Consider the following 24353-nt stretch of genomic DNA (forward strand, 5'->3'; position numbering starts at 1 on the left):
TCATCATGACGGAAATAATAAAAAGAGATCCGATATTACCAATTAAACAGATAGGGGAAGACAATTGGATTGAAAATCTGACATCCTTTCTTGAGAATCATGATGTAGAAGTGATTTCATTAAAAGGTGAAAAAATTTATAAAAAGACAGAGAAATATCTAGATTGGATAATCCCCATACAAACGAAAGATTATTTCTTAAATTTTGGTGGCATTGAAAGTTCTGATTTCATGTACAACCTTAAGGAAATTGGTGAGTGGGAAGTATTGACAAATTCTATTTGGGAGTTTGTATCATTAAACTTTCAAGCAGAAGAAACAGATAACTATATTGTTTTTTCTGAAAGCCCTAGCAATGATCCTGTTTGCTTTAAAAGGGACACTGGAGAGGTATATTTGTTTTCTCATGATCCCATTAATAGGGCTAAAGTATATAAAGATTTTAATGATTATTTATTAAATGAGATAGTTGAGATTCAAAAATTGTACGAAGAAATCACTTTTAATAGTTCGAAAGAAGAAATAGAGTATAAAGAAAATTTGTTGGATGGCGATGGTATTGATTTTGATTTCCGTTATTTAAAACTTTAAGTGCGTACAGCAACAAGGATGACTTTATGTAAAGATGTAAAAATGACTTTAAAAACCAAGAGAATATTTGAAAGTGGGGTTTATTAAAATGTACATGTCTAAAGTTCATATATGGGCGGGTATTAACCATGAAGATACAAATGTTTTTGAAAGATACTTTGAATTGGATTATAGTGATCCAGATATAGATATCGATGACCCCGATTATAATGTGTGTCAATTTTGTAAAGATATTGGTGAGAGGTGGTATGATGAGGATTTAATAGGTGTTTTTAGAACAGAAGAGTTGAGAAATATAAAAGAATTTTTGGGGGAGTTATCAGTTTCATCAGAAATAGGTATTGAAATACAAGATACCTGTATAGAGAAAGGTTTTGAAAGTATTAATTCAATGTTCTATTATATGGATCCAGAATTAGTAATATCAGATGTACGTAAATCGTACAATAAACTTATTTATTTAGGTGTTTTTGATACTGATTTATAACGGAATTCAGTTACTAAAAAGTGTGGCTCAAAGGCCAGAATTCATGGAAGTAGTCTACATAAGAAACTAAATTTGAGATTGTCTAATAAATCAGGCTTTCCAAAAATTTTATGTCCAAAATGATTGAAAACTTAAAAGGAGAATAAGATGGGAATAAATGAGTTTATACAAACTAATTGGAAAAATAATCAGCTTCCAGGTGTAGATAGTGTAATTTATAGCTCAGGTAAAGTTATTATTATGGATTCTTATGAAGTGTTTGACGGTAATAATACAAATTACTTTATAAATCCCCTATGTGAAACCTCTTTAGAAAGTATCATGTCCTTTAATGAAGACATCTGGTGTGAGATTGAGAAACATCCACAAGTTAAACATCATCATGATAGTATATTTATTTGTGGTGAAGCTGGTATGGGAAATGAAGGGTTTATTGCTAATGTTGACAAAAATAATAACTTGATATGGGCTTTCTTTTCAACGATTTCCAATCCATTTAATAAACTTGAACTAGAAGATCACTTATTAAAAGCACATGCAACCTCTGATTTAATTTATGTGATAAATATTAATAAACCAGAGGAAATAACCGTGAAAAAACAATTAGTTGAATAGGTGTTATTCAAATTTATTCTAAATCAATAAAATTCCAAAACATATGTAAAGAAAATGTATTTACATATGTTTTTTTTTGTATAAAAAATTCACTATCTTCAGGCAACTTTTTTGACACAAGAATGTAAAACCGCTAGATGCTTTGATATAAAAATGTTTATGGTCCAAGTTATCTATAATCTATCTAATCAGTCTTTGTTTTTACTTCAAACACAAATGCTTTTTTTAATAATAGATTCAAAGTTTTCTTGTTATTCAGTTTTTGTAGTCATGTTGATATCATATCCTCGTGACATTCAAAATAAAGGTACTTTAAGAAGACAAAAAATGGATTTAAATATGTTATTGTAGATGTATTAAATAAACACGATATGTCGGTTACCGTTCCATCATCTGACATTGATGATATTAAGAAGTTGGCACAAGAAGCTGGATATAGAATACAAGATTCTTTGTGAGGTATTTTACAATCAAACAATGGAGGGGAGAGATTAAGTGGAAGTAAAACAATTCAACCATGAACTGATTCAAAAGGATTTCCTGAAGAGTCTCCATACGAGGTATTCCTACCAAATGGAGGAATCCTGCCTTGGTGACGGACTGCAAATGGAAATGCTTTAAATTGGATTGTGGATCCTTAAGGTGATGGGGCTATTTTGGTAAGTGATTATTTTGAAAATAAAGGCTCTATGACTGCATTACTCCATGATGTATTAAGTGGTCGTATTGCTCTATATTTCTAAGCGATTTTCCCAATTAAGATAGTAAAAATACCTTTGATGGTTTAAAAGATCAAATAGTTGAACTATAAAACTGTCGCGAAATTTTAGTATAAAATAATTCATAAGTCATGCAATAGAATTCATTCAAAAGTCATATTTTGAATTTTTATAGCAAAAAATAAGAGGATAATACATAAAAATTCAAAAAATTAATTGACTCTTTTTTTTATGTGTGATAAAAATGATAGTATCAATTCGGAAAATTAATATTTGGGCAATGATAGGATTAAGTAGTGAAAATCTCCCTATTTCAGAGAGCTGATGGTTGGTGCGAATCAGTATATAGATGATCATGAATTTCGACCTGGAGCATCTTTCATAAATCACAGTGTTGTGAGGAAGTGGAAGACGGTAGTGAATACCGTTATCAAATAAAGTGGTGAAGAATTTTTCACAACTAGGGTGGTACCGCGATATATATCGTCCCTACGTACTTACGTAGGGACGTTTTTTATTTAGGTCTTATTCTTGTTGTATTTTCATAACTAGGGTGGTACCGCGATATTACATCGTCCCTACGTAATTGCGTAGGGGCGTTTTTTAACTTCTTTTACTGGGTGTCTAACACCCGCTAAAAGAAGTTAAAGCCTCCGGCCGATTCCGGACGCAATTATGCCGAGGCATAATTGATTAAGGTTTTACTCTAGTTGTAACTTCATAACTAGGGTGGTACCGCGATATTATATCGTCCCTACGTAATTGCGTAGGGGCGTTTTTTATTAAGGTTTTCATCTTGTTATATCTTCATAACTAGGGTGGTACCGCGATATTTTTATCGTCCCTACGTTTTCGTAGGGACGATTTTTATTTGAAAAGCAGTGGTTGTATAAGAAAGGAGTACGATAGACCAATATGAATAAAGACCGAATTGTAATAAACGACGAAGAAATAGAAAAAGAGAGGAGATAAAGAGATGAATTCACAGCAATGGACATCGAAATTAGGTTTCATTTTAGCTGCAGCGGGCTCAGCGATAGGTCTTGGTGCGATTTGGAAGTTCCCGTATATGGCCGGTATTGGAGGTGGCGGTGCGTTCTTCCTTATTTTTATCGGTTTTACCTTATTAATTGGTTTACCGTTATTATTGGCGGAATTTGTTATTGGAAGAAGTACACAAAAAGAGGCTGTTGAAGCATATAGAACTATTGCTCCGAAAACACAATGGCCGTGGGTAGGTAAATTAGGGATTGTCACTTGTTTCATATTGCTTTCATTCTACAGTGTTGTTGGAGGGTGGATTTTATTATATTTATGGAATGCGATTACAGGTAGACTGTGGGAAGGCAATGGCTCTTACGAAGCAACTTTTACTGAAATCATTGCTAATCCATTTTTAGCAGTTGGATCACAGCTATTATTTATTCTTATGACTATTTTTATCGTAAGTAAAGGTGTACAAAATGGTGTTGAAAAAGTAAATAAGTATTTCATGCCAGCACTATTTGTTTTATTCTTTGTATTAATTATTCGTGCTCTTACACTAGATGGAGCAGGAGAAGGGGTTCGTTTCTTCTTACAGCCTGATTTCTCAAATGTTACATCTGAAATTATTTTATATGCGATGGGGCAATCATTCTTCTCGTTATCTGTCGGCGTAGGCGTAATGGTAACGTATAGCTCATATTTACCGAAAGAAGAAAGTTTACCACGTTCCGCATTTTCTATTGTCGGTTTAACACTTGTCATTACATTGCTTGCAGGGCTTGCGATTTTCCCGGTAGTATTCGCATTTGGAATGGAACCGTCTCAAGGACCAGGTCTATTATTTATTGTCTTGCCAGCGATTTTCAGTAAAATGGCATTTGGAAAAGTGTTCTTCATTATTTTCTTGTTACTATTTTTCTTTGCAACGATAACATCAGCCATTTCCATGTTGGAAATTAGCGTGGCCTCTTTAACGACAAAAGGTAAAGGGAAACGCGAAAAAATGGCATTGATTGTAGGATTACTAATCTTTGTTGTAGGGATTCCATCAGCTTTATCATTTGGCGTATTAAGTGATGTTACATTATTCGGAAAAAATATCTTTGATTTAGCAGACTATACAGTAAGTAATATTCTTATGCCGCTCGGTGTATTATTAGTTGCGATCTTCGTACCGTTTAAAATGAAGAAAGATGTATTAATGAGTGAACTGGGTGTAAGTGAAAATAAAGGCTATAAATTATTTGTATTATGGTTATTCTTACTTCGCTATATAGCACCGATTGCAATTATTATCGTATTTTTAAATGTAATTGGCGTGATTTAACATACAGAAGGCCCTAGCATATCGTTGTGTTAGGGCCTTTTCGTTATAAAATCAGGTTAACTAAAGAACTGCTCCGATCCTTACGAATACAGCCCTCCACAGAATAAAAGCACAAACTTACGCAAATCAAAGCAATCCCCGTTTAAAACGAATAAAAAACAACAAAAGAATAGCTTGACATCACTCATAAATAGCACAAACATCACAATTTTTTCAGCATATCATAATGGAGAAAGCGTTTTCTTCAATTAATATAGAAGAAAGTCACTACAATTCAATCAAGTTTGCTGCAAAATACTTTGTTACGAATGTTAGATATAAGTAAGTATAAAAGAGTTCTTGATTGAGGTACTTTTCGTCACTTGATTTTATTACGACGCTTGAAAAAAATGTCTCTAAATAAAGAAGTCATTTTCGAAGAGTTTCGACCTATCGTTTTCGACCTATCGTTGTAATAAATCAACATCCTGCTGTTGAAGTGATACAACTTTATACAATTAAAATTGTTCATCTTGATATCCATATAAATTCGCAAAGACGTGGTTCGTTTTGAGATGTCAGATACACCATTGAAAATTCTATAAATTAGATGAATTCAGCTAGTTCAGACAAATATTTGTACGAATATTGGAATTTTACGAAAAAATTTTGCAAAAACCTTAACTATTTCATACGAAATCCGTATAATAAATCAAACAGTGTGAAAATTGTCCATTTTCCATCGATTAATTGCGTGAATTTTTTAAATTGTATTGACGTAGGGAATGATAATTTGTACACTGTGTACAATCAATTGTTTTTTGGAGGAATACATTTAATTTAAAAAGTTAGGATTTGATGGTTATGATCGTATGTAAATTTGGTGGAACATCTGTAGCAAGTGCAGAACAAATTCAAAAAGTAGCAAACATTGTAAAATCTAATCCGGCACGTAAAATCGTAGCCGTTTCTGCACCAGGGAAGCGTTCTGGTGACGATATAAAGGTAACTGATTTATTAATTAACTTAGCAATGGCAGCATTAAAAAATGAAGATATTGAGAAAGAATTGCAAATCGTTGTCAATCGCTTTATGGCGATTGCGGATGGTTTGGAGTTAGATTATACAATTTGTGATGTGATCGCTGAAGATTTACGTGAACGTGTACAGGGTGATAAATCGAATGAGGAATTATTTATCGATAGCATCAAAGCGGCAGGGGAAGACAATAACGCAAAGCTAATCGCAGCTTATTTTAATTCCATCGGTATGACGGCACGCTATGTAAGTCCAAAAGAAGGTTTGGTCGTCAATGATTTACCTGAACGCACGTATGCATTACCAGAGGCCTATGCTAATTTAGCGCCACTAAAAAATACCAAGGAAATTATTGTATTCCCTGGTTTCTTCGGTTACACTAAAGCGGGCATACTACGAACGTTTGATCGTGGTGGCTCTGATATTACAGGCTCTATTTTAGCAGCTGCTGTTGAAGCAGAGCTTTATGAAAACTTTACGGATGTGGACTGTGTGTTCTCCGCGAACCCGAAAGTTGTGAATGATCCAGTGGAAATTAAAGAAATTACGTATCGCGAAATGCGCGAATTATCATATGCAGGCTTTTCAGTTTTCCATGATGAAGCGTTAATGCCTGTCTACAAGATTGGGGTGCCCGTTAACATAAAAAATACAAATAATCCATCAGCCCCAGGTACTCGTATCGTACCAAGACGCTCTGTTACAGGACGTCCAGTTACAGGTATCTCGGCAGACAGTGGCTTTTCAACTTTATATGTGTCAAAATATTTGATGAATCGTGAAGTAGGCTTTGGACGTAAGCTTCTTCAAATTTTGGAAGATGAAAATATTTCTTATGAACATACACCGTCTGGTTTAGACGATATTTCTGTCATTATGCGTTCAAACCAAATTACACTAGAAAATGAAGAACGAATTCTTTCTCGTGTGAAAAATGAGTTACATGCAGATGATGTGCAAATGCGTCATGGTTTCTCGATGATTGTTATCGTAGGCGAAGGTATGCGTAATAATACAGGTTTAGCGGCACGTGCTGCAACTGCGATTTCTAAAACAGGTGCAAATATAGAGATGATTAATCAAGGTTCATCTGAAGTTAGTCTAGTATTCGGAGTGCTACAAGAGTTTGAAAACCAAATTTTACAAGCGCTTTATGAGGAATTTTTTGCAAATGTGCGAGTGTAAGGATATATAGTGAAACTTTTAAAAGTGGGGAGTTCTTTATCCCCACTTATTAATTAGTGTTCACGGGCAGTTTGCCTTTGCCTTTGCTTAATTAATGGGTAGAGGTGGACAGAAAAAATACTGCTTGTTAATGCGGGGGGATAAACGCTAATCCTTGAAACGGATTAGTGTTTTCTTTTTGACGAGAATACGGTAAAATCGAGGGCGTACACAGATTGGAGGTTTTTCTTTTGAAAAAATTATCGATTGGTATGCTTCTGTCAATGATTGGCATACTATTTGTTTGTTTAACGATCATGGATATTTTACCGTCCTCGACTAAAACAATGAAAATTGTCTATGTCGGTATTGGTTGGGTATTTATTATTGCAGGATCCGTCATTCGTTTTAAAACTCTAAAACAAAGACAATAACGAAATATCGCGAAATTGAATTGTGGCAACCTGTGAATTTATGATACAATTTCAAAAAAATAAATAATTTGAGTATTATGAAGTTGCGATGCTGTGCGAAAATTCAAAAGCTTTAAATTGGGGAAAGATGATTAATTTAAGATCAACAGTACAAATTCTTCTTTGTAAGAATTTGTTTTTTTATTTTCTGAATAGGAGGCGAGATTATGTCAGTACTTCGCAAGGGCGATATTCATATTTCTGACCATTATGTTGCCGTCCAAACAGATTCACCGATGAAGGTAGTATCCTCAGCCGTACATAATCCGGGTTTTGGCTTTTATACTCATTTGATGAATCGTTCAGTGCCCTATACGTATGATGAGCGAAAACCACAGCTAGAATTGCAACGGTTTTTACAGTCTGAGGGCTTTCCCATTGACAATACGGTGGCGATGATGACGGCAGTCTATGCTCGGTATGCGACAGTCCGTGAATTTACATATGAAGGAATTCATCTTGTCATCATGATTACTGCTGGTCTTGGCAATGCCGTCGATATTACGCGAGCTTTTCATCGTCAGGAGCAGTATCATGCGGGGACTATTAATACGTGGGTACTAATAAATGGGAGATTGTCGGATGAAGCATTATTTCAAGCGATGATTTCTACGACAGAGGCAAAGGTTAAGGCACTTATTGATGAGGGCATCACTGATCCAACAACGGGTACACAAGCTACAGGTACTTCGACAGATAGCTTGTTGATTGCTTCAACAGAGGAAGGTGACTATCATCAATATGCTGGGCCGATTACGATGCTTGGCAAAATCATTGGCCACGGTGTTTATGAAACGATGCGCGAGGCCATTCAAAAATATAAAAAAGATAAGGAGGAGAATTCGTTATGATGGCACTGGTGATTGCCTGTATCATTGGGCTTGTTTTTGATTTAATAGTGGGTGATCCTCCTAAAATGCCTCATCCAGTACGCTGGATTGGAAAACTCAATCAATCTCAAACAGAGTTATGGAATAAAGGAAGAATGAGAAAACTCCGTGGCATGGTGATGGCGCTTGCTGTAGTTGGTACAACGATGTTTGTTGTGACGGCCATTATGCTACTAAGCTATAAGGTGAGCCTGCTATTTGGCATAGTGGTTGAGGGCTTACTTATTGGGATTGGACTAGCACAGCGTAGCTTGAAGGAAGCGGCGATGACTGTCTATGAACCGCTCGTCAAAGGTGATTTTGCTGAAGCTCGTGTGAAGCTATCCTGGATAGTCGGCCGTGATACGGAGAAACTTGACGAGGATGAAATTGTTCGTGGTGTTGTGGAAACAGTCTCAGAAAATACGAGTGATGGCGTAACAGCTCCATTATTTTATGCCTTTTTATTTGGCGCTATAGGGTTATGGGGCTATAAAGCTGTTAATACGTTAGACTCTATGATTGGCTATAAAAACGAACAATATAAAGACTTTGGTATGTTTGCAGCAAAGCTAGACGATGTACTTAATTTTATTCCAAGCCGATTAACAGGTTTACTTATGGTGCTTGGGACGAAAAATGAAACGAATGTATCTCTCGGGAAGCGCTTAAAACGGTGGGCACAAGATGCGAAAAAGCATCCAAGTCCTAACAGTGGTTATTTAGAAGCAGCTACAGCTGTTCAATTAGGTGTTCAGCTTGGTGGAAAAAATACATATAAGGGTGTCGTTTCTTATCGAGCAATAATGGGAGAGAAATTAGTCCCATTAACAAAAGAGCATATTGCAACGTCAGTGATTCATATGCGCATCGCGACCTTGCTCTTTACGCTAGTAATGTTATCAGTGGAGGTGTTAATTTTTGCAATTACCTAATCACGGAGCGAATCCGCAAAATGTTTATCATCAGCTAGGACTTAATATGCCTGAAAAGGTGTATGATTTTAGCGAAAATGTGAATTCGGCAGGGCCACCACCGTTTGTCGAGGCACGTTGGCGGACATTTTATCCGCTAATTCAACGTTATCCAGATCCAGACGGTGAGCCGTTTTTATCAAAGGTGGCAGCTTTTCATGCTGTGCCAAAAGATTCTATATTACTAGGTAATGGTGCATCTGAGCTATTTAGTGTTTTAGTTAGACGCTACAGCAATAAGCGTGTTATTATCGTACATCCAACTTTTTCAGAATATGAACGAACATTAACAGCTGCAGGCGCTGAAATTGTGCCAATTATTGTAGAGGATATTGTTCACTATACATTGCCAATGGAGCATCTGAAGCGTGAAATGGTGAACGCGGATGCTTTATATATTTGTACACCGAACAATCCAACAGGTGTGCTTCCAAAGAAAGAGGAGCTGCTCGAATTAATCTCTCACGGTGCAAAGGTCAATTGTGAGCTTGTCATTGATGAGGCATTTATTGACTGGGTAGATGAAGCTTATTCATTAATCCAGTATGTGGCAGAAAATCCTCATTTGATTGTCGTTCGTTCGATGACAAAAATGTATGCGATTCCAGGATTACGCCTAGGCTATTTAGTGGCGAACCCGGTAGTTGTTACTGAGCTAAAGTATATTCTACCGCATTGGAACTTGAATGCCTTTGCCCTAGTTATTGGGACAGGCTGTTTAGATGAACGCACATATTGTGAGCAAGCCATTGCCTATGCTAAAAATCAACGACAATCGTTACAGAGCTATTTACAGGAACAGGGGTGCCAGGTGACAAATAGTGTAACGAATTATGTATGTTTTGCATTACCGAAAAATCAGCAAGCAGATACATTTTTTACATATTGTTTATCAAAGGGCGTCGTACTGCGTCATACAAAAAACTTTATGGGCTTAAATGGCGAATGGTTCCGTATTGGGATTAAAGATATTGTAGCCATGACGTATTTACAGAATTGTTTGCAGGCGTGGTTTAACTTCATTCAGCAGAAGTCTCCCACCTCTATAGATGGTGATATGAATACAGATTTAAGCTACTTTTCAACGGGTATCTAAACACCTGTACCTGTCGCTACAAAAAATACTTGCTGAAATAGAGGAACTCAGTCTAAGAGCGCCACGTCCTGTGGTAACGACTGAGTGACCAACATCGCGTTGGCCCAAAGCCTCCGGCGGATGTCACAGAATTGGAAAGGAGTCCATAGGGGATGTTAGCCTAAAACCATCGCATCCATGCGATAACGGCTAACTGACCTCATCGGTAAACACGCCACGTCCTGCGGCATTACCGAAATGACCGACATCGTGTCGGCCCTCGTGTTGTTGCTGACGCTTCGCTTTAGCACAGACAAAACCAAGACCTTTTGCTGACGCTACGTTAGCACTGCGCTTTCGCACAAAAAACATCTGCAGGCCTAAGCACAAAGCAGATTCCGGACGTAATTATGCCGAGGCAAAATTGATTGCAAATAAGGAGTGAGAAAGCTGACGACTTTTTATTTAGTAAGACATGGCGAAACAATGTGGAATAAAGAACAACGGCTACAAGGATGGTTAGATTCGCCGTTATCTGTAAATGGTATTTTACATGCAGAAAAACTTCGAGATCATTTGAAAAATATTAATTTTACAGCGGCATATAGCAGTTCAAGTGGTCGTGCGAAGGAAACGATGCAAATTCTTCTAGCTGATCGACAGCTTCCAGTCTATGATGAGGAAAATTTACGGGAGATTTTTTTAGGAGATTGGCAAGGGAAAAAAGTCGAGGACATCGTGATTGCTCATCCGGATTATGAATTATATACTGATTATCCTGGACAATTCGTTGCAACCCATACGGAAAGCTTTGGTATGGTAACAGAACGAGCGATGTTTACGTTAAAGAAAATAGCAGAAAAATATCCCGAGAATACTGTTTTAATTGTGTCACACGCTGTAACGATTAAGTGTATCATTAACGCTATTTTAGGGCGAAGGGTCGATCAGCTATGGACAGAGCCATTTATTAATGGTACAAGTGTAACGATTATTGAACAAGTCGATCAACAATGGCACGTTCAAGAGATCGGTAACATTCAACATTTACTATAGGAGGGCAAACCATTGCCACTGATTTTCATTACGGGGGGAGTACGCAGTGGTAAATCCCACTTTGCTGAAAAAGCGGCTGTTACTCACTATCAAACAGAGTCTATGCAAGCACAGCGACTTATTTATATTGCTTCCGGCGTTGCGTTGGATCGTGAAATGGAGAAGCGGATCATTCGACATCAGGCAGATAGACAGGCGCAAAATATCGAGTGGCTGACGATAGAAGCACCTTACGCAATCGCAAATACTTTGCATAAACTGACTGATGGAGATGTCGTGTTATGGGACTGTGTTACGACGTGGTTAACAAATGCGTTTTACGAAGGTTTTGACGCGGGAGCTCCCTGTGTGGAACAACCTGGATGTTTAGAAAAGAAACTTGAGGTTTTAAAAGAGGCGGTAGAGACGTTACTTGAGAAAAGGGTGACGTTTTTTATCGTCTCAAACGAATTATTTGATGAGCCACCCTATACGAACGAGGAAGTAGAGTTATACCGGCAAATGCTTGGGGAATTACATCAATGGTTCGTGTCTAAAGCGGATGAGGCGTATGAAATCAATTATGGTGTCGTTAAGAAATGGAAATAATGAATGATGCTTTGAAAATAAAAGAAGGTAGGCAAGACGATGAAAAATATCTGGCATAGCATACAACTTGCGTTTCAATTTTTTACAGTTTTGCCAGTACATAAAGAAATTCCTTTAACGAAGGCAACGATTACAGGGATGTTCGCCTTTTTGCCATGGATAGGGGCACTCATGGGTACCGCAGTGGCTGCGGTGATCTATGGTTTAACGGAATGGTCGGCTAGTAGCGAGGTCTTACTTGCCTTTGTGATTATCGGATTATTTGCCATATTTACTGGTGGACTACATTTAGACGGTTTTATTGATATGGGGGATGCTTATTTTTCCTATCGAGATCGTGAGAAGCGGCTTGAAATTTTAGATGATCCACGTGTTGGTGCATTTGGTGTGCTTTCAGTGCTATTTTTAGTGCTTGGTAAATTTGTCATACTTCACGAATTATTCGTACAGCAAAAGTTTGAACTGTGGATGCTTGTATTTATTCCGTTATGTACACGAGTAGGTATGAGCTTTTATTTTATGTCGCTTAATTGCTCAAAGGAAAAGGGGCTTGCCTACTTTTTTAAAACACATATTAAGCCGGGTTTACTAATCTGCTGTATGCTTTTAACATTAGTTGTAGCATACAGTAGCTTGTTGTTTGTAACGGGCTTCACAATTGTTCCGTTCGTGTTGATGGCAGTACTAGCGATTGCTTTTTTAGTCTTTCGGCAATTTACAGTGCGTAACTTTGGCGGTGTTTCTGGGGATTTACTCGGTGCATCAATTGAAGGAATGGAGGTTGTACTGTGGGTGACGTTGTTACTGTGCGCTTAATGAGACATGCACCAACAAAGGAAAATTTAGAAAAGCGTTATATCGGCTGGACAGATTCTTCATTAGCTGATGCATCTTTACTCCCTATTGTTGATCAAGAGGTCATCAAGGTGTATGGGAGTGATTTACTACGCTGTAGAGAAACAGCCGTCCGATATTTTCCGAATGCAGCTTACGTGTCTGATCGGAGATTTCGAGAGTCGAATTTCGGAGAATTTGAAGGGCTCACATATGAGGACTTACAATCCAATCGTCGTTATTGTGCATGGTTAGATGATCCTGTAAAGTCTCCACCTCCAAGGGGAGAAGGCTTTGATATGTTTTGTGCACGTGTTTTGGAAGGGTTCACTGCATTACCAAAAGGGGAAGATGTGTATCATCTCGTTGTCCATGGCGGGGTTATTCGAGCGCTACTCGTAGCCTTTGCTCCAACTGAGCAACCTTTTTGGTCCTATCAAACACCGCATGATAAAATGTTTTCTTTAACGTTTTCAAGAAAGGCTTGGGAGGAGGGAGCAAGATGCATGTCTTTATCGGAGGAGCCTATAGTGGAAAAACCGACTATGTCATGAAATTACTTGCAGGTCAAAACGTTGTGCTACTGGATGGCACTCTACCTGATGGCGCTCCTACTTGTGATGTACTAGTTATAAAAAATATAGAGAAATGGCTCGTAACACAAGACCTTGAGGATGATGAACCTCTTGTCAGAACTATTTTGACAAGACTAAAGACCCTTGAAGAAAATTGTGCCTTGTATATAATTGTGACCGACATGGGACGTGGTGTTGTGCCGATGGACAAACAGGCACGATTATTACGTGATACATGTGGGCGTTTGTACCAAGCATTGTTTGCTGAAGCCGAACAAGTCGTACGCATTTGGTACGGTATTGGGGAACAGATCAAATGATATAGTAACTTGCTTGCAGAGTTTGTAAGACACTTCACAAATGTGGTGATGACATTTGCAAAGACGCATGCTTTGTATATAAGTTGATTGGAGTAGAGGCTAGGCGACTCTTTGGGGAATAGCGATATAGAAGAACGAAGGATAAATGCATCACGTCCTGTGATAACGCCTTCGTGACCAACATCGTGTTGCCCCGACGCCCCCAGGAAGCTCTGCGCGAAAGCGAAGCGTCAGCGGCGAATGTTTTATCTGTGCGAAAGCAAAGGGTCAGCGATAAAGCGCACAGCCGGAACGGAAATCAACCCCACGCTTTGATGAAAAAATTTAACGGAAAGAGGCAATGGAATGGATCGACAAAAATTGATGAAATTGACGCTCACTGCCATGGTAGCGGCAATTTGTGCAGTAGGTGCAGTCATTAAAATTCCAACATTTATTACAACTGCTGCGCTTGACTCTGCACCGGCATTTTTGAGCGTTGTATTTTTATCGCCAGTATTAGCTGGTGTTGCGGGAGTCATTGGGCATTTTATCTCAGCCCTAACTACTGGCTTCCCTTTTGGACCACTACATATAATTATCGCAGTGGAAATGTTTATCGTTGTATGGATCTTTGGGGTTATGCATAAAAAAGGCATGCATTTCTGGAAATGGCCTGTGGCACTTATTTTAAATGGTGTCGTGGCACCTATACCATTTTACTTTATTATTAGTCCGGCGTTTTACTGGACGTCATTGACTAGTCTTCCACTGGCAACACTCATTAATCTAGTGATCGTTGCGGTGGCGATGCCAGTTCTGTCGAAGGTGTTTGTGCGTAAGGAAGGTCGAGTACATTGAGAAATGCAATAAAAATAGGTGAGTTCATTGCGACAACCGATAATGCCGCTGCAATTGGCGAAAAGCTACAAGATGTTGTGTCTGCTCCAGATCAGCTTACAGCATATTTTACTGCACGTGTTACATTTTTAGAGCAGCTTGCTGCAAATGCTTTACCAAAGCATATTTTACTTGCTAATTTTTCAGGGGATGCTGCATGGTCTCGTTATGTTGCAGGCATTCAACAGGTTTTTGAGGAGGCTGGCCTTTTTTGTCCGCAAATAGACGGTAGTTCAGAGACTAATATGCCAACTTTACAATCAGGCTTGTCAATAACGATGCTTGGGGAGCAGCAGAAACGTACAGCAACTAAGCATGAGCAACTAAGTTGGTACACATATGGTTTGCCACTTGTAGGCAATGAAATCCTTGCACAACCTGAAGATGTCGCACAGCTGCAACCTATTTTTCAAGCGTGGAAAGAGGGAATTGTGCAGCAAGTATGGCCAGTTGGATCAAAAGGTTTACAAGCAGAATTTAGCCGACTTTTTGGCGAGCAACAGGTCAATAGTGCATTAGATATTGAGAAAACGGCTGGTCCATGTGCAGTAGTTTTACTAGGAATTAATCCAGAAAAAGAGCAGCTAGTACAAAAATATTTTCCTAGAAATTTTGAAAAACTACGTAAAACTGCATTGTAATCGGGCTTGCTTCGAGAAAAAGTAGCACTTTAAAAAATTCAAGGGGCAAAACGCCTATTGCAACTATAAACACTATATGTTAGATTTGTTTAGGAGTTAAAACACAATATATAGTATTTTGGACGAGCGGTACCAAATATGGTTTAAAAGGGAATTCGGAAAAGAGTCATCTTAGGCCGAAGCTGTCCCCGCAACTGTAAGTGCTGACAAATGATGAATAGGCCACTGTAAAGAACGGGAAGGCCATCATTTGGAGGAAGCATGAGCCAGGAGACCTGCCGATCTGTTCAAGACAGCAACACATTCTTCGGGGATTGAGAAGTGGAGGCGAGAGATTTGTCCACTTCTTAGTGTGCATGTCCTTCATTTCCATTTCCGATTTTACTGCGATCACGTAACCGATAAGTGTTGCGTGATCGCTTTTTGTGTTGCTGGAGAAAGAAAGGGAGAGAATGTATACATGACAATTCAAATCGAACAGCAAATTGCTAAGCTCAAGAAAAGTTATACGGAGGATGAACTCGAAAGTTTTGTAAGATTATCGGATCGATGGCTACGAAAAAACGACAATGCGACATTTGAAGCATGGGCGGATGCGATGATTTTACAAACGCTTAGCCTAATTGATGAGGAGGAGCCATACTGGACATTCGTCGCAGCTCAAATTTATTTAGAAAAACTATATGATCAATTTGCAATGCGCCGTGGCGTTTCAGTGCAAGATGTTTATAAATGTTTCCCGGAACAATTAGCACGCTATACAGAAGCTGGTTTGTATCATGAAAGTTTAACAACAAAATATAGTGAGCAGGATCTTCAAGAACTCGCTTCCTATTTAGAATCAAGTCGAGATGAATTGTTTACGTATATTGGCTTAAAAACATTAATGGACCGCTATGTAGTCCGTGATTACACGAAAACACCAGTAGAGCTACCACAGGAACGATGGATGGTCATTGCGATGACCCTTATGCAGGATGAAACAGAAAATCGTTTAGAAAAAGTACGTGAATCTTACTGGGCAATGAGTAATTTATATATGACTGTGGCAACACCTACATTATCGAATGCAGGTAAAACACATGGCCAGCTATCTAGCTGCTTTATCGATACAGTAGATGATAGTTTACAAAGTATTTATGACACGAATACAGATGTTGCAACATTATCGAAATACGGTGGTGGTATTGGTGTTTATATGGGTAAAATTCGTAGCCGAGGCTCATCAATTAAAGGCTTTAAAGGTGCATCTAGTGGTGTTCTACCATGGATTAAACAGCTTAATAATACGGCGGTTTCAGTCGATCAGCTAGGTCAACGACAAGGAGCTATTGCTGTTTATTTAGATGTTTGGCACAAAGACGTCTTTACGTTTTTAGATTTACGCTTAAACAATGGGGATGAGCGTTTGCGTGCCCATGATATTTTCACAGGGCTATGCTTACCGGATTTATTTATGGAAACGGTTGAAGAGCGCGGGGAATGGCATTTATTTGATCCACATGAAGTACGAGAAGTTATGGGCTTTTCACTAGAGGATTTCTACGATGAGAAAAAAGGTGATGGCACTTTCCGTACTAAATATGCAGAATGTATTGCGAATCCATTATTAAGCCGTGAAGTTGTGCCAGCGATTGATATTATGAAACGTATTATGCGCTCGCAGCTTGAAACAGGCGTGCCGTTTATGTTTTATCGAGATGAAGTAAATCGCATGAATCCGAATAAGCATGAGGGAATGGTTTATAGCTCGAACCTGTGCACAGAAATATTCCAAAATATGTCAGCTACTGAATTCGAGTCTATTACTCTAGAAGATGATGTTATCGTAACACGTCGCAAGCCTGGCGATTTCGTTGTATGTAACTTATCATCTATCAATTTAGGTAGAGCTGTACCGGCTGGTGTTTTAGAAAAATTAATTCCGATTCAAGTACGTATGTTAGATAATGTTATTGCGTTAAATACAATTCCAGTAAAACAAGCAGAGCGTACGAACTTACGCTACCGAGGCATTGGACTTGGAACATTTGGCTGGCATCATTTATTAGCTTTGAAAGAAATTCAATGGGAGTCTGAGGAAGCTGTAGAATTTGCGGACAAGCTATATGAGGAAATTGCGTATTTAACGATTCGCGCTTCTAACGATTTGGCAAGTGAAAAAGGAGCCTACCCATTATTTGAAGGCTCAGATTGGCATACTGGTGCGTATTTTGAAAAACGTGGATACGACAGCAATAAATGGAATGCGTTACGCGCCGCGGTTGCTGAAAAAGGAATGCGTAACGGCTATGTTATGGCGGTTGCACCGAACTCATCAACATCCATTTTAGCGGGTAGTACGGCTACGATTGATCCTATTTTCCAAAAGAGTTATTCAGAAGAGAAGAAGGATTACAAAATTCCAGTAACGGTACCGGATCTATCACCTGTGACAACTTGGTATTATAAATCTGCTTATTTCATCGATCAAAATTGGACAATCAAGCAAAATGCTGCTCGAGCACGTCATATCGACCAAGGCATTTCACTTAATTTATACGTTCAAAATACGATCAAGGCAAAAGATTTACTAGCATTGCATATGAACGCTTGGGCAAGCGGTGTGAAAACGACATATTATGTACGCTCAACGTCTGTAGAATTACTAGAATGTGAGTCTTGCGCGAGCTAGGAGGAAGTAACAATGACAACTATTACAAAACGACAAATTATGGATAAAGAAGCACCAAACCGTTCAACAGGTATTGTGAACGGCCGCTCTTCTAACATTTTAAACTGGGACGATGTGCGTTTTAGCTGGGCATATCCTAAATATAAAAAAATGCTAGGTAACTTCTGGACTCCGTTTGAAATTAATATGAGCAATGATGTTAAGCAGTTTCCACAGCTATCAGCTAATGAGCAGGAATCCTTTTTAAAAATCATTGGCTTACTAGCACTATTAGACAGTGTGCAAACTGATTTTGCAGGGAAAGTAGCGGATTATTTAACAGATTCAAGCTTAAATGCATTAATGATTATTTTAGCGCAACAAGAGGTAATTCATAATCACTCTTATTCTTATGTGCTATCAAGTATTGTGAACAAAGACGAGCAGGATCGTACGTTTGACTTTTGGCGCACAGAGCCAGTGTTAGAGCGACGTAATGACTTCGTAATTAAAGGCTACCATGCATTTTCAGAGGAGCCATCTGTTGGAAATATGCTAGAAGCGATTGTCTATGATGTGATTTTAGAAGGTTTATTCTTCTATTCTGGCTTCGCTTTCTTCTATCATTTAGCACGCAATCAAAAAATGGTGGCATCGTCAACGATGATTAATTATATTAATCGCGATGAGCAGCTTCATGTCGATTTATTTGTGAAAATTTATCAGGAGCTTTTAGAGGAATATCCTGAATACGATACACCAGAACGAGCGGCTCGTGTACAGGAAATCTTCCGTGAAGCGGTTCAGCTAGAAATCGATTGGGCTAATGATGTGATTGGTGATAAAATTGAAGGCCTTGATGTGGAAGATGTGCATGATTATGTACACTTCTATGCGAACGTACGCTGTAATCAGCTTGGCGTAGAGCGTCCATTTGAAGGTTATCGCAAAAATCCATTGAAGTGGGTTAAAGCGTATGAGGATGTTGACTTAGGAAAAACAGATTTCTTCGAGCAACGTTCTCGCCAATATGTGAAGGTCAATGTAGAAGATAACGGATTTGATGATTTGTAATACTCAATACACCGCGATGTTGAACTAACATTGCGGTGTATTTTTTATGAGGGTGAACGGGTCAAACTGCAATAAACAATAGGGGGAGGGGGATATATATTACCAAACCAAACTATTTCTCACTAAAAAGCGATCATTAAATGTGATCGGAACACCTCTTCCATCCTTTTCGGCGTGAATATGTAAATGTGGTTCGCTTGTATTGCCCGAATTTCCTACTTTTCCAAGTTTGTGGCCCGTTGTTACTTTTTCATTTTTTGCCACCACTATGCTGCCTTTTTGCATATGAGCTAATAAAATGGTTGTCGCATCATCGTTCTCGCATGATAGGGTGACATGATTTCCCTCAGGATTTTCTGAATCAGATTTAGGAGGAGGGAAATCAGGTAAATCATTTTTGACGTTGACTACTTTCCCATTACAAGGACTATATAAATTATCTTCGAATATTTGATACTTATTCAATTCTTCTGGATATAGTCCATTAGCGCGAGTTCCAATCGTATTTAATTTTAAAATATCTAAAGCATACTTTTGTCCTGGATGGGCTTGATGGTAGTTCATTGCCACCTGATTACCACCTTGTCCGACATAGTAGGTGCCATTTTTAAGTGGGAAGGATAATTCAATGCCTTTTTCGGCTACTGAATAGCTTTTTACGACCAAAGCATTATACGTACCAAAAACGAGAATAAGTAAAATGTAAATACCAATTGAAAACTTTTGATTTAGTGAATATTTTATTGTAAACGGTAAATTTCTTATCTTTTTCCAAGAAAAAATGAAAGTGACAATCAAGAGAATCAACCAAAGAAAGCGAACATAGTATCCGACCCAACTCCAGTTTCCTGCTTGAAATAACCAAACGATTAGTGCTGTAGTCACCAATGAGTCCAATAACCATTCTAGTTTACTTTTAAATGGAGCTTTCCATAACGAAATAATAAAGCTCGCAGGCAATATGATTAGCAAACCAATAGAATAAAAGATTGGTAACACTATTTCTCATCTCCCTTATGATATTTTACGGACGTCATTACATTATTGGTAATATTTACTCCATCTTAACAGCATTCTAACATAGAGATGCCAGTAAATGAACCTTAGTCCAGAGCTTCCTTTTAAACTATTTGAAAGCAACTTCTGCAGTTACCAAAACCTACATAAAAAATCAATCGTGTCCCAAATATTACGAGACCCGAAAAAATAGTGCCACTTGAGAATGTTTTTCAGTTATAATTAATAATGAATGTGAATTAAAGAACGGAGTCGAAGGAATGCAGGCAATAAAACAGTTAGGAGGGTTTTTAGGGCCCTATAAATTTTTTACCTTAATTGCACCATTATTAATGGTATTAGAGGTAACGATGGATTTACTTCAGCCGACGATTATGCAGCATATGATTGATACGGGTATTGCGAATGGTGATAATCCGTATGTGCTGAAAATGTTCGTCTGGATGCTGATCAGTGCGGTATTCGGACTTGTTGGGGGGATAGGCTGTTCCTATTATAGTTCGAAGGCAGCGATCCATTTTGCATCGGATGTTCGTCAGTCACTTTATGAAAAAATGATGACGTATTCGGCAAAGGAACGTGACACTTTTACAACAGGGAAGCTTATTACGATTTTAACGAGTGATGTAGAAAGTGTTCAGCGCGCGTTTATGATGACGTTGCGTATTTTTGTGCGTGGTCCTTTATTATTTATTGGAGCGGTTATCATTGTTTTTGTGACGGCACGTGAGTTATTTTCGATACTCCTTATTATCGTGCCGCTATTAATTATTGCGATGTACTTTTTCACAAAGTATTCGGGTGTCCTGTATCGCCGAGTGCAGGAGGCAATTGATCGTGTTAATACGAAGCTACAGGAGAACTTAGCGGGGATTCGTGTTGTGAAGGCGTTCCGTCGTGAAACGCAACAGATTGAACAGTTTGGCGCTCTAAATGATACGCTAACGAAGCGCTTTATTACAGCCGAGCAAATTGTTGGCGTGCTCGTGCCGTTTACGATGTTCGTTGTCAATCTAGGCATTGTAGCAGCACTTTGGCTTGGGGCCATTAAGGTAGAAGCCGGTACTTTAAAGGTTGGAGTAATTCTAGCTTTTATTAACTATTTAACGATTATATTAAATGGATTGATGACTTCTAGTATGGTATTGATGCAAATTGCACGTGCGATTCCTTCAGGGGAACGAATCGTGGACGTCTTAAATAAAGAAGTAGCGGTTAAGGAAGCGGAAAATCCACATACAGCACCAATTCAAGGGGCGATTGACTTTCAAAATGTAAGCTATCGTTATTATGAATCGGCTGAGGATGTCCTGAAAAACATTACATTTTCGGTAAAGCCGGGGCAAACGGTAGGTTTGATCGGAAAAACAGGAAGTGGAAAATCAACGCTAGTGAAGCTATTACCACGTTTATTTGATCCGACGAGTGGAGAAATCCTCTTGGACGGAAAGCCTCTAAAGGATTATGCATTATCCACTTTACGCAAACATATTGGTTTTACTTCTCAAAAAGCATTATTGTTTTCAGGTGCAATTGACCATAATATCCGTCTTGGTAAGGAAGATGCAACTTCAGTGGAATTACAGCAAGCTCTAGATGCAGCATGTGCCACTGAATTTGTAAGTCGACTGGATAAAGGTTTAGCACATGAACTTTCACAGGGGGCGACCAATCTTTCTGGCGGTCAAAAACAGCGATTAGCGTTAACACGTGCACTCGTAAGACAGCCTGCTATTTTAGTGCTGGATGATACAACATCTGCTCTTGATAGTGCCTCTGAAAAACATGTACAGGAAGCTATTAGCAATCAATATCATGATACAACGACGTTTATCGTGGCGTCTAAAATAGCCTCTATTCAACAGGCAGACCTAATTTTAGTAGTAGATGACGGCGAAATTGTTGGTCAAGGCACACATCAACAATTATTACAGAATAACAAATTCTACCAAGCAATTTACGCTTCACAGCAAAAGGCTGGTGTACAACAATGAGTCAAAGTCAACCAAAGCAAATGAATTTTGGACGCGGACCACGTATGGCTGGACCAGCTGAAAAGGCTAAAAATCAAAAAGCTACGATTAATCGTGTGTGGCATTATGTGAAGCAACAAAAAATTGGGCTTTATTTCTCTATATTCTTTGTAATAGCTTCTACATTTTTAAGTTTAGCAGGACCGTACTTAATTGGACATATCGTCGATGAATATATTATGAAAAAAGATATTGCCGGTACGATTCGTCTTGGTATTGTGCTAGCAGTTATTTATACAGCTGCATCAATTTTTACGTGGCTTCAAACATATGTCATGATCCATGTGGCGATGAAAACAATTCGCACATTACGGCTTGAACTGTTTAAAAAGTTACAAACATTAACACTGAGATTTTTCGATCAGCGAGCACTTGGTGATCTAATGAGCCGTGTGACAAATGATATCGATAATTTAAATACAGCACTTGTACAAAGTGTGACACAAATCGTGTCGTCGGTCTTAACGGTAATCGGTGTTAGTATTGCTATGTTCTCTTTAAGTTGGCAGCTAGCAATCGTGACGCTGACTATTATTCCTTTAATTGTTTTTACAACGAAGCAAATTGTTAAACGTAGTAGTAAAAACTATGCGGCCCGCCAGCGTGATTTAGGTATGCTGAACGGTTATATTGAGGAAATGATTACGGGTGCAGAGGTTGTGACGCTTTTTGGGACAGAACAGCAAACAATTGAGACGTTCCATAAGCAGAATGAAAATCTTCGTAACTCGGCACAGAGAGCAGAAATTACTTCAGGTCTACTTGGGCCCATTAATAATTTTATGAATAACTTAGGCTTAGCTGTTGTTATTGGCACAGGAGCATTTTTATCGTTAAAAGGGATCGTTTCAGTTGGGGTTATCGCCGCATTTGTCACGTATACACGTCAATTTTTCCGTCCGTTGAATCAGTTATCTAATCTATTGAATACTTTCCAATCGGCGATTGCAGGGGCAGAACGAGTCTTCGAAATTTTAGATGAACCTTCGGAAGTAGCGGATAAAAAGCATGCCATTGATTGCCAAAGCCTCAAAGGAGATGTGGCATTTCGCAATGTTTCCTTCAGCTATTTGCCAGAGAAGCCAGTACTAAAAAATATTAGCTTCCAAGCGAAGAAGGGTGAAACGATTGCTCTTGTTGGTCCAACGGGATCAGGGAAAACAACGATTATCAATTTATTAACTCGTTTTTATGATGTGGATGCAGGTGAAATTTTGATTGATGGTCATAATATCGAGGATTATAAAATGGCAACAATCCGTCAAAGAGTGGGTGTTGTCTTACAGGATACGTATTTATTCTCAGGAACGATTCGTGAAAATATTCGTTTAGGTAAACTTGATGCTACAGATGAAGAGGTTGAAGAAGCGGCGAAAATCGCGAATGCCCATAATTTTATTAAACATTTACCAGCCCAATATGATACACCTGTTCAGGCAGGTGGGGCAAACTTAAGTCAAGGTCAACGTCAATTACTAGCTATTGCCCGGGAAATTCTTGAAAATTCAGATATTTTAATTTTGGATGAAGCTACATCCAGTGTGGATACGCAAACAGAGGTTGATATTCAAAAAGGTCTCCAGCATTTAATGCAGGGGCGCACAAGCTTTGTTATTGCACACCGCCTAAAAACAATCGAAAATGCCGACCAAATCCTTGTTATTCAACAAGGTAAAATTGTGGAGCAGGGCAATCACCAACAGCTTATGCAAAAACAAGGCATTTATAGTAATCTCCAGCAAAAACTTTTACTGGAGCAAGTGGAATAAGAGTAAGAGGGCTGTCTCGTAAGTATGAAAAAACTTATGAGACAGCTTTGTTTTTACTATTGTGGGAAGCATTTGGAAATGTTATGATGCATCAAAATTCAACTTTAGAAGGTGAGGCTTAAAAATGTACGAATTAAAAACAAAAGAAACGGATGAGAGTGTTATTGAATTTATTGAAAACGTGGATCATCCAAAAAAGCGTGAAGATGCTTACCGACTATTGGATATATTTGCTGAAGTCACAGGGTTTGAAGCGAAAATGTGGGGGCCAAGTATTATAGGATTTGGCAAATATCATTATAAATATAAATCAGGACATGAAGGCGATGCACCTTTAGTTGGATTCTCTCCCCGAAAAGCTAAAATCAGTTTATATTTTGCACCAGGTGACAGTGAGCGAGACAATTTATTAAAGGTTTTTGGTAAACATACAACAGGAAAAGCTTGTGTTTATATAAATAAACTAGCGGATATTGATGTGGAAATATTAAAGTCGCTCATCCAACGATCTGTATCCTTTTTACAGATTTTCCGAACGGGAAAGCCCACTCCTTCAGGCATGAGATGAGAGTGAAGGTGGATACGGAGTGCCGCTAAAATCCGAAAGGCTTATGGTG

Annotated in this window: 22 protein-coding genes, 1 riboswitch and 1 other annotated feature; of the genes, 21 read left to right on the forward strand and 1 reads right to left on the reverse strand. The window is 38.5% G+C overall.

The features are described 5' to 3' along the window. Nucleotides 1–5 precede the first annotated feature (5 nt). From ACFTQ7_RS17120 to ACFTQ7_RS17205, 18 genes are all read left to right on the forward strand, one after another. The gene (locus ACFTQ7_RS17120) at nt 6–590 is read left to right on the forward strand and encodes an SMI1/KNR4 family protein (protein WP_386830083.1); all 585 of its coding nucleotides are present in this window, start codon (nt 6–8) and stop codon (nt 588–590) included. Between the two features lie 88 nt (nt 591–678). Beyond that, complete coding sequence (locus tag ACFTQ7_RS17125) at nt 679–1077, forward strand: immunity 22 family protein (RefSeq protein ID WP_386830084.1); 399 nt, start codon at nt 679–681, stop codon at nt 1075–1077. A gap of 147 nt (nt 1078–1224) precedes the next feature. Then, nucleotides 1225–1692 carry a hypothetical protein gene (locus tag ACFTQ7_RS17130; RefSeq protein WP_386830085.1) on the forward strand — a complete coding sequence of 156 codons (468 nt, stop codon included), beginning with the start codon at nt 1225–1227 and terminating at the stop codon, nt 1690–1692. Nucleotides 1693–2682: 990 nt separating this feature from the next. Continuing rightward, nucleotides 2683–2905: a binding site (T-box leader), on the forward strand. Nucleotides 2906–3387: 482 nt separating this feature from the next. Next, complete coding sequence (locus ACFTQ7_RS17135) at nt 3388–4725, forward strand: sodium-dependent transporter (protein WP_386830086.1); 1338 nt, start codon at nt 3388–3390, stop codon at nt 4723–4725. An 843-nt stretch (nt 4726–5568) separates the two neighbouring features. After that, nucleotides 5569–6927: an aspartate kinase gene (locus ACFTQ7_RS17140; protein ID WP_386830087.1), complete on the forward strand. Its 1359-nt coding sequence runs from the start codon at nt 5569–5571 to the stop codon at nt 6925–6927. Between the two features lie 230 nt (nt 6928–7157). Then, entirely contained in the window at nt 7158–7340 is a 183-nt protein-coding gene (locus ACFTQ7_RS17145) for a hypothetical protein (RefSeq protein ID WP_349658391.1), read from the forward strand. Between the two features lie 206 nt (nt 7341–7546). Then, nucleotides 7547–8230: an adenosylcobinamide amidohydrolase gene (locus tag ACFTQ7_RS17150; RefSeq protein ID WP_386830088.1), complete on the forward strand. Its 684-nt coding sequence runs from the start codon at nt 7547–7549 to the stop codon at nt 8228–8230. Further along, complete coding sequence (cbiB, locus tag ACFTQ7_RS17155) at nt 8227–9183, forward strand: adenosylcobinamide-phosphate synthase CbiB (RefSeq protein WP_386830089.1); 957 nt, start codon at nt 8227–8229, stop codon at nt 9181–9183. The genes ACFTQ7_RS17150 and cbiB overlap by 4 nt, the downstream gene beginning before the upstream one ends. Beyond that, entirely contained in the window at nt 9170–10318 is a 1149-nt protein-coding gene (locus ACFTQ7_RS17160) for a pyridoxal phosphate-dependent aminotransferase (RefSeq protein ID WP_386830090.1), read from the forward strand. The genes cbiB and ACFTQ7_RS17160 overlap by 14 nt, the downstream gene beginning before the upstream one ends. A 420-nt stretch (nt 10319–10738) precedes the next feature. Further along, a complete protein-coding gene (locus ACFTQ7_RS17165; RefSeq protein WP_386830091.1) occupies nt 10739–11353 on the forward strand; it encodes a histidine phosphatase family protein in 615 nt (204 codons plus the stop codon). A 12-nt stretch (nt 11354–11365) separates the two neighbouring features. Next, nucleotides 11366–11941, forward strand: a complete 576-nt coding sequence (locus tag ACFTQ7_RS17170; protein ID WP_386830092.1) for a bifunctional adenosylcobinamide kinase/adenosylcobinamide-phosphate guanylyltransferase — start codon at nt 11366–11368, stop codon at nt 11939–11941. A gap of 39 nt (nt 11942–11980) precedes the next feature. Further along, nucleotides 11981–12757, forward strand: coding sequence for an adenosylcobinamide-GDP ribazoletransferase (gene cobS / locus ACFTQ7_RS17175; RefSeq protein ID WP_386830093.1), 777 nt, complete (start codon nt 11981–11983; stop codon nt 12755–12757). Then, a complete protein-coding gene (locus ACFTQ7_RS17180; protein ID WP_386830094.1) occupies nt 12730–13329 on the forward strand; it encodes a histidine phosphatase family protein in 600 nt (199 codons plus the stop codon). The genes cobS and ACFTQ7_RS17180 overlap by 28 nt, the downstream gene beginning before the upstream one ends. Further along, entirely contained in the window at nt 13278–13670 is a 393-nt protein-coding gene (locus ACFTQ7_RS17185; RefSeq protein WP_386830095.1) for a bifunctional adenosylcobinamide kinase/adenosylcobinamide-phosphate guanylyltransferase, read from the forward strand. Before ACFTQ7_RS17180 ends, ACFTQ7_RS17185 begins: the two co-directional genes overlap by 52 nt. A 345-nt stretch (nt 13671–14015) precedes the next feature. Further along, a complete protein-coding gene (locus ACFTQ7_RS17190) occupies nt 14016–14510 on the forward strand; it encodes an ECF transporter S component (RefSeq protein WP_386830096.1) in 495 nt (164 codons plus the stop codon). Then, nucleotides 14507–15190: a hypothetical protein gene (locus ACFTQ7_RS17195; protein WP_386830097.1), complete on the forward strand. Its 684-nt coding sequence runs from the start codon at nt 14507–14509 to the stop codon at nt 15188–15190. The genes ACFTQ7_RS17190 and ACFTQ7_RS17195 overlap by 4 nt, the downstream gene beginning before the upstream one ends. A gap of 110 nt (nt 15191–15300) precedes the next feature. After that, nucleotides 15301–15487, forward strand: a riboswitch (cobalamin riboswitch). A 163-nt stretch (nt 15488–15650) separates the two neighbouring features. After that, nucleotides 15651–17864, forward strand: coding sequence for a ribonucleoside-diphosphate reductase subunit alpha (locus ACFTQ7_RS17200; protein ID WP_386830098.1), 2214 nt, complete (start codon nt 15651–15653; stop codon nt 17862–17864). 12 nt (nt 17865–17876) lie between these two features. Continuing rightward, nucleotides 17877–18917: a ribonucleotide-diphosphate reductase subunit beta gene (locus ACFTQ7_RS17205; protein WP_386830099.1), complete on the forward strand. Its 1041-nt coding sequence runs from the start codon at nt 17877–17879 to the stop codon at nt 18915–18917. A gap of 99 nt (nt 18918–19016) precedes the next feature. Here the strand turns inward: ACFTQ7_RS17205 and ACFTQ7_RS17210 are convergent, their stop codons facing one another. Continuing rightward, nucleotides 19017–19916: a M23 family metallopeptidase gene (locus ACFTQ7_RS17210; protein ID WP_386830100.1), complete on the reverse strand. Its 900-nt coding sequence runs from the start codon at nt 19914–19916 to the stop codon at nt 19017–19019. Nucleotides 19917–20194: 278 nt separating this feature from the next. Here ACFTQ7_RS17210 and ACFTQ7_RS17215 point away from each other — a divergent pair, with 278 nt between their 5' ends. The 3 genes from ACFTQ7_RS17215 to ACFTQ7_RS17225 all read left to right on the forward strand — a co-directional run bounded on the left by ACFTQ7_RS17215 (nt 20195) and on the right by ACFTQ7_RS17225 (nt 24304). Next, the gene (locus ACFTQ7_RS17215) at nt 20195–21928 is read left to right on the forward strand and encodes an ABC transporter ATP-binding protein (RefSeq protein ID WP_386830101.1); all 1734 of its coding nucleotides are present in this window, start codon (nt 20195–20197) and stop codon (nt 21926–21928) included. Beyond that, on the forward strand, nt 21925–23736 hold the full coding sequence (locus ACFTQ7_RS17220) for an ABC transporter ATP-binding protein (protein ID WP_386830102.1): 1812 nt from the start codon (nt 21925–21927) through the stop codon (nt 23734–23736). The genes ACFTQ7_RS17215 and ACFTQ7_RS17220 overlap by 4 nt, the downstream gene beginning before the upstream one ends. A gap of 124 nt (nt 23737–23860) precedes the next feature. Further along, on the forward strand, nt 23861–24304 hold the full coding sequence (locus ACFTQ7_RS17225; protein ID WP_386830103.1) for a DUF1801 domain-containing protein: 444 nt from the start codon (nt 23861–23863) through the stop codon (nt 24302–24304). The last annotated feature ends 49 nt before the right edge of the window (nt 24305–24353 follow it).

The organism is Lysinibacillus sp. NPDC056959 (assembly GCF_042674095.1).
Classification (GTDB): Bacteria; Bacillota; Bacilli; order Bacillales_A; family Planococcaceae; genus Lysinibacillus; species Lysinibacillus zambalensis.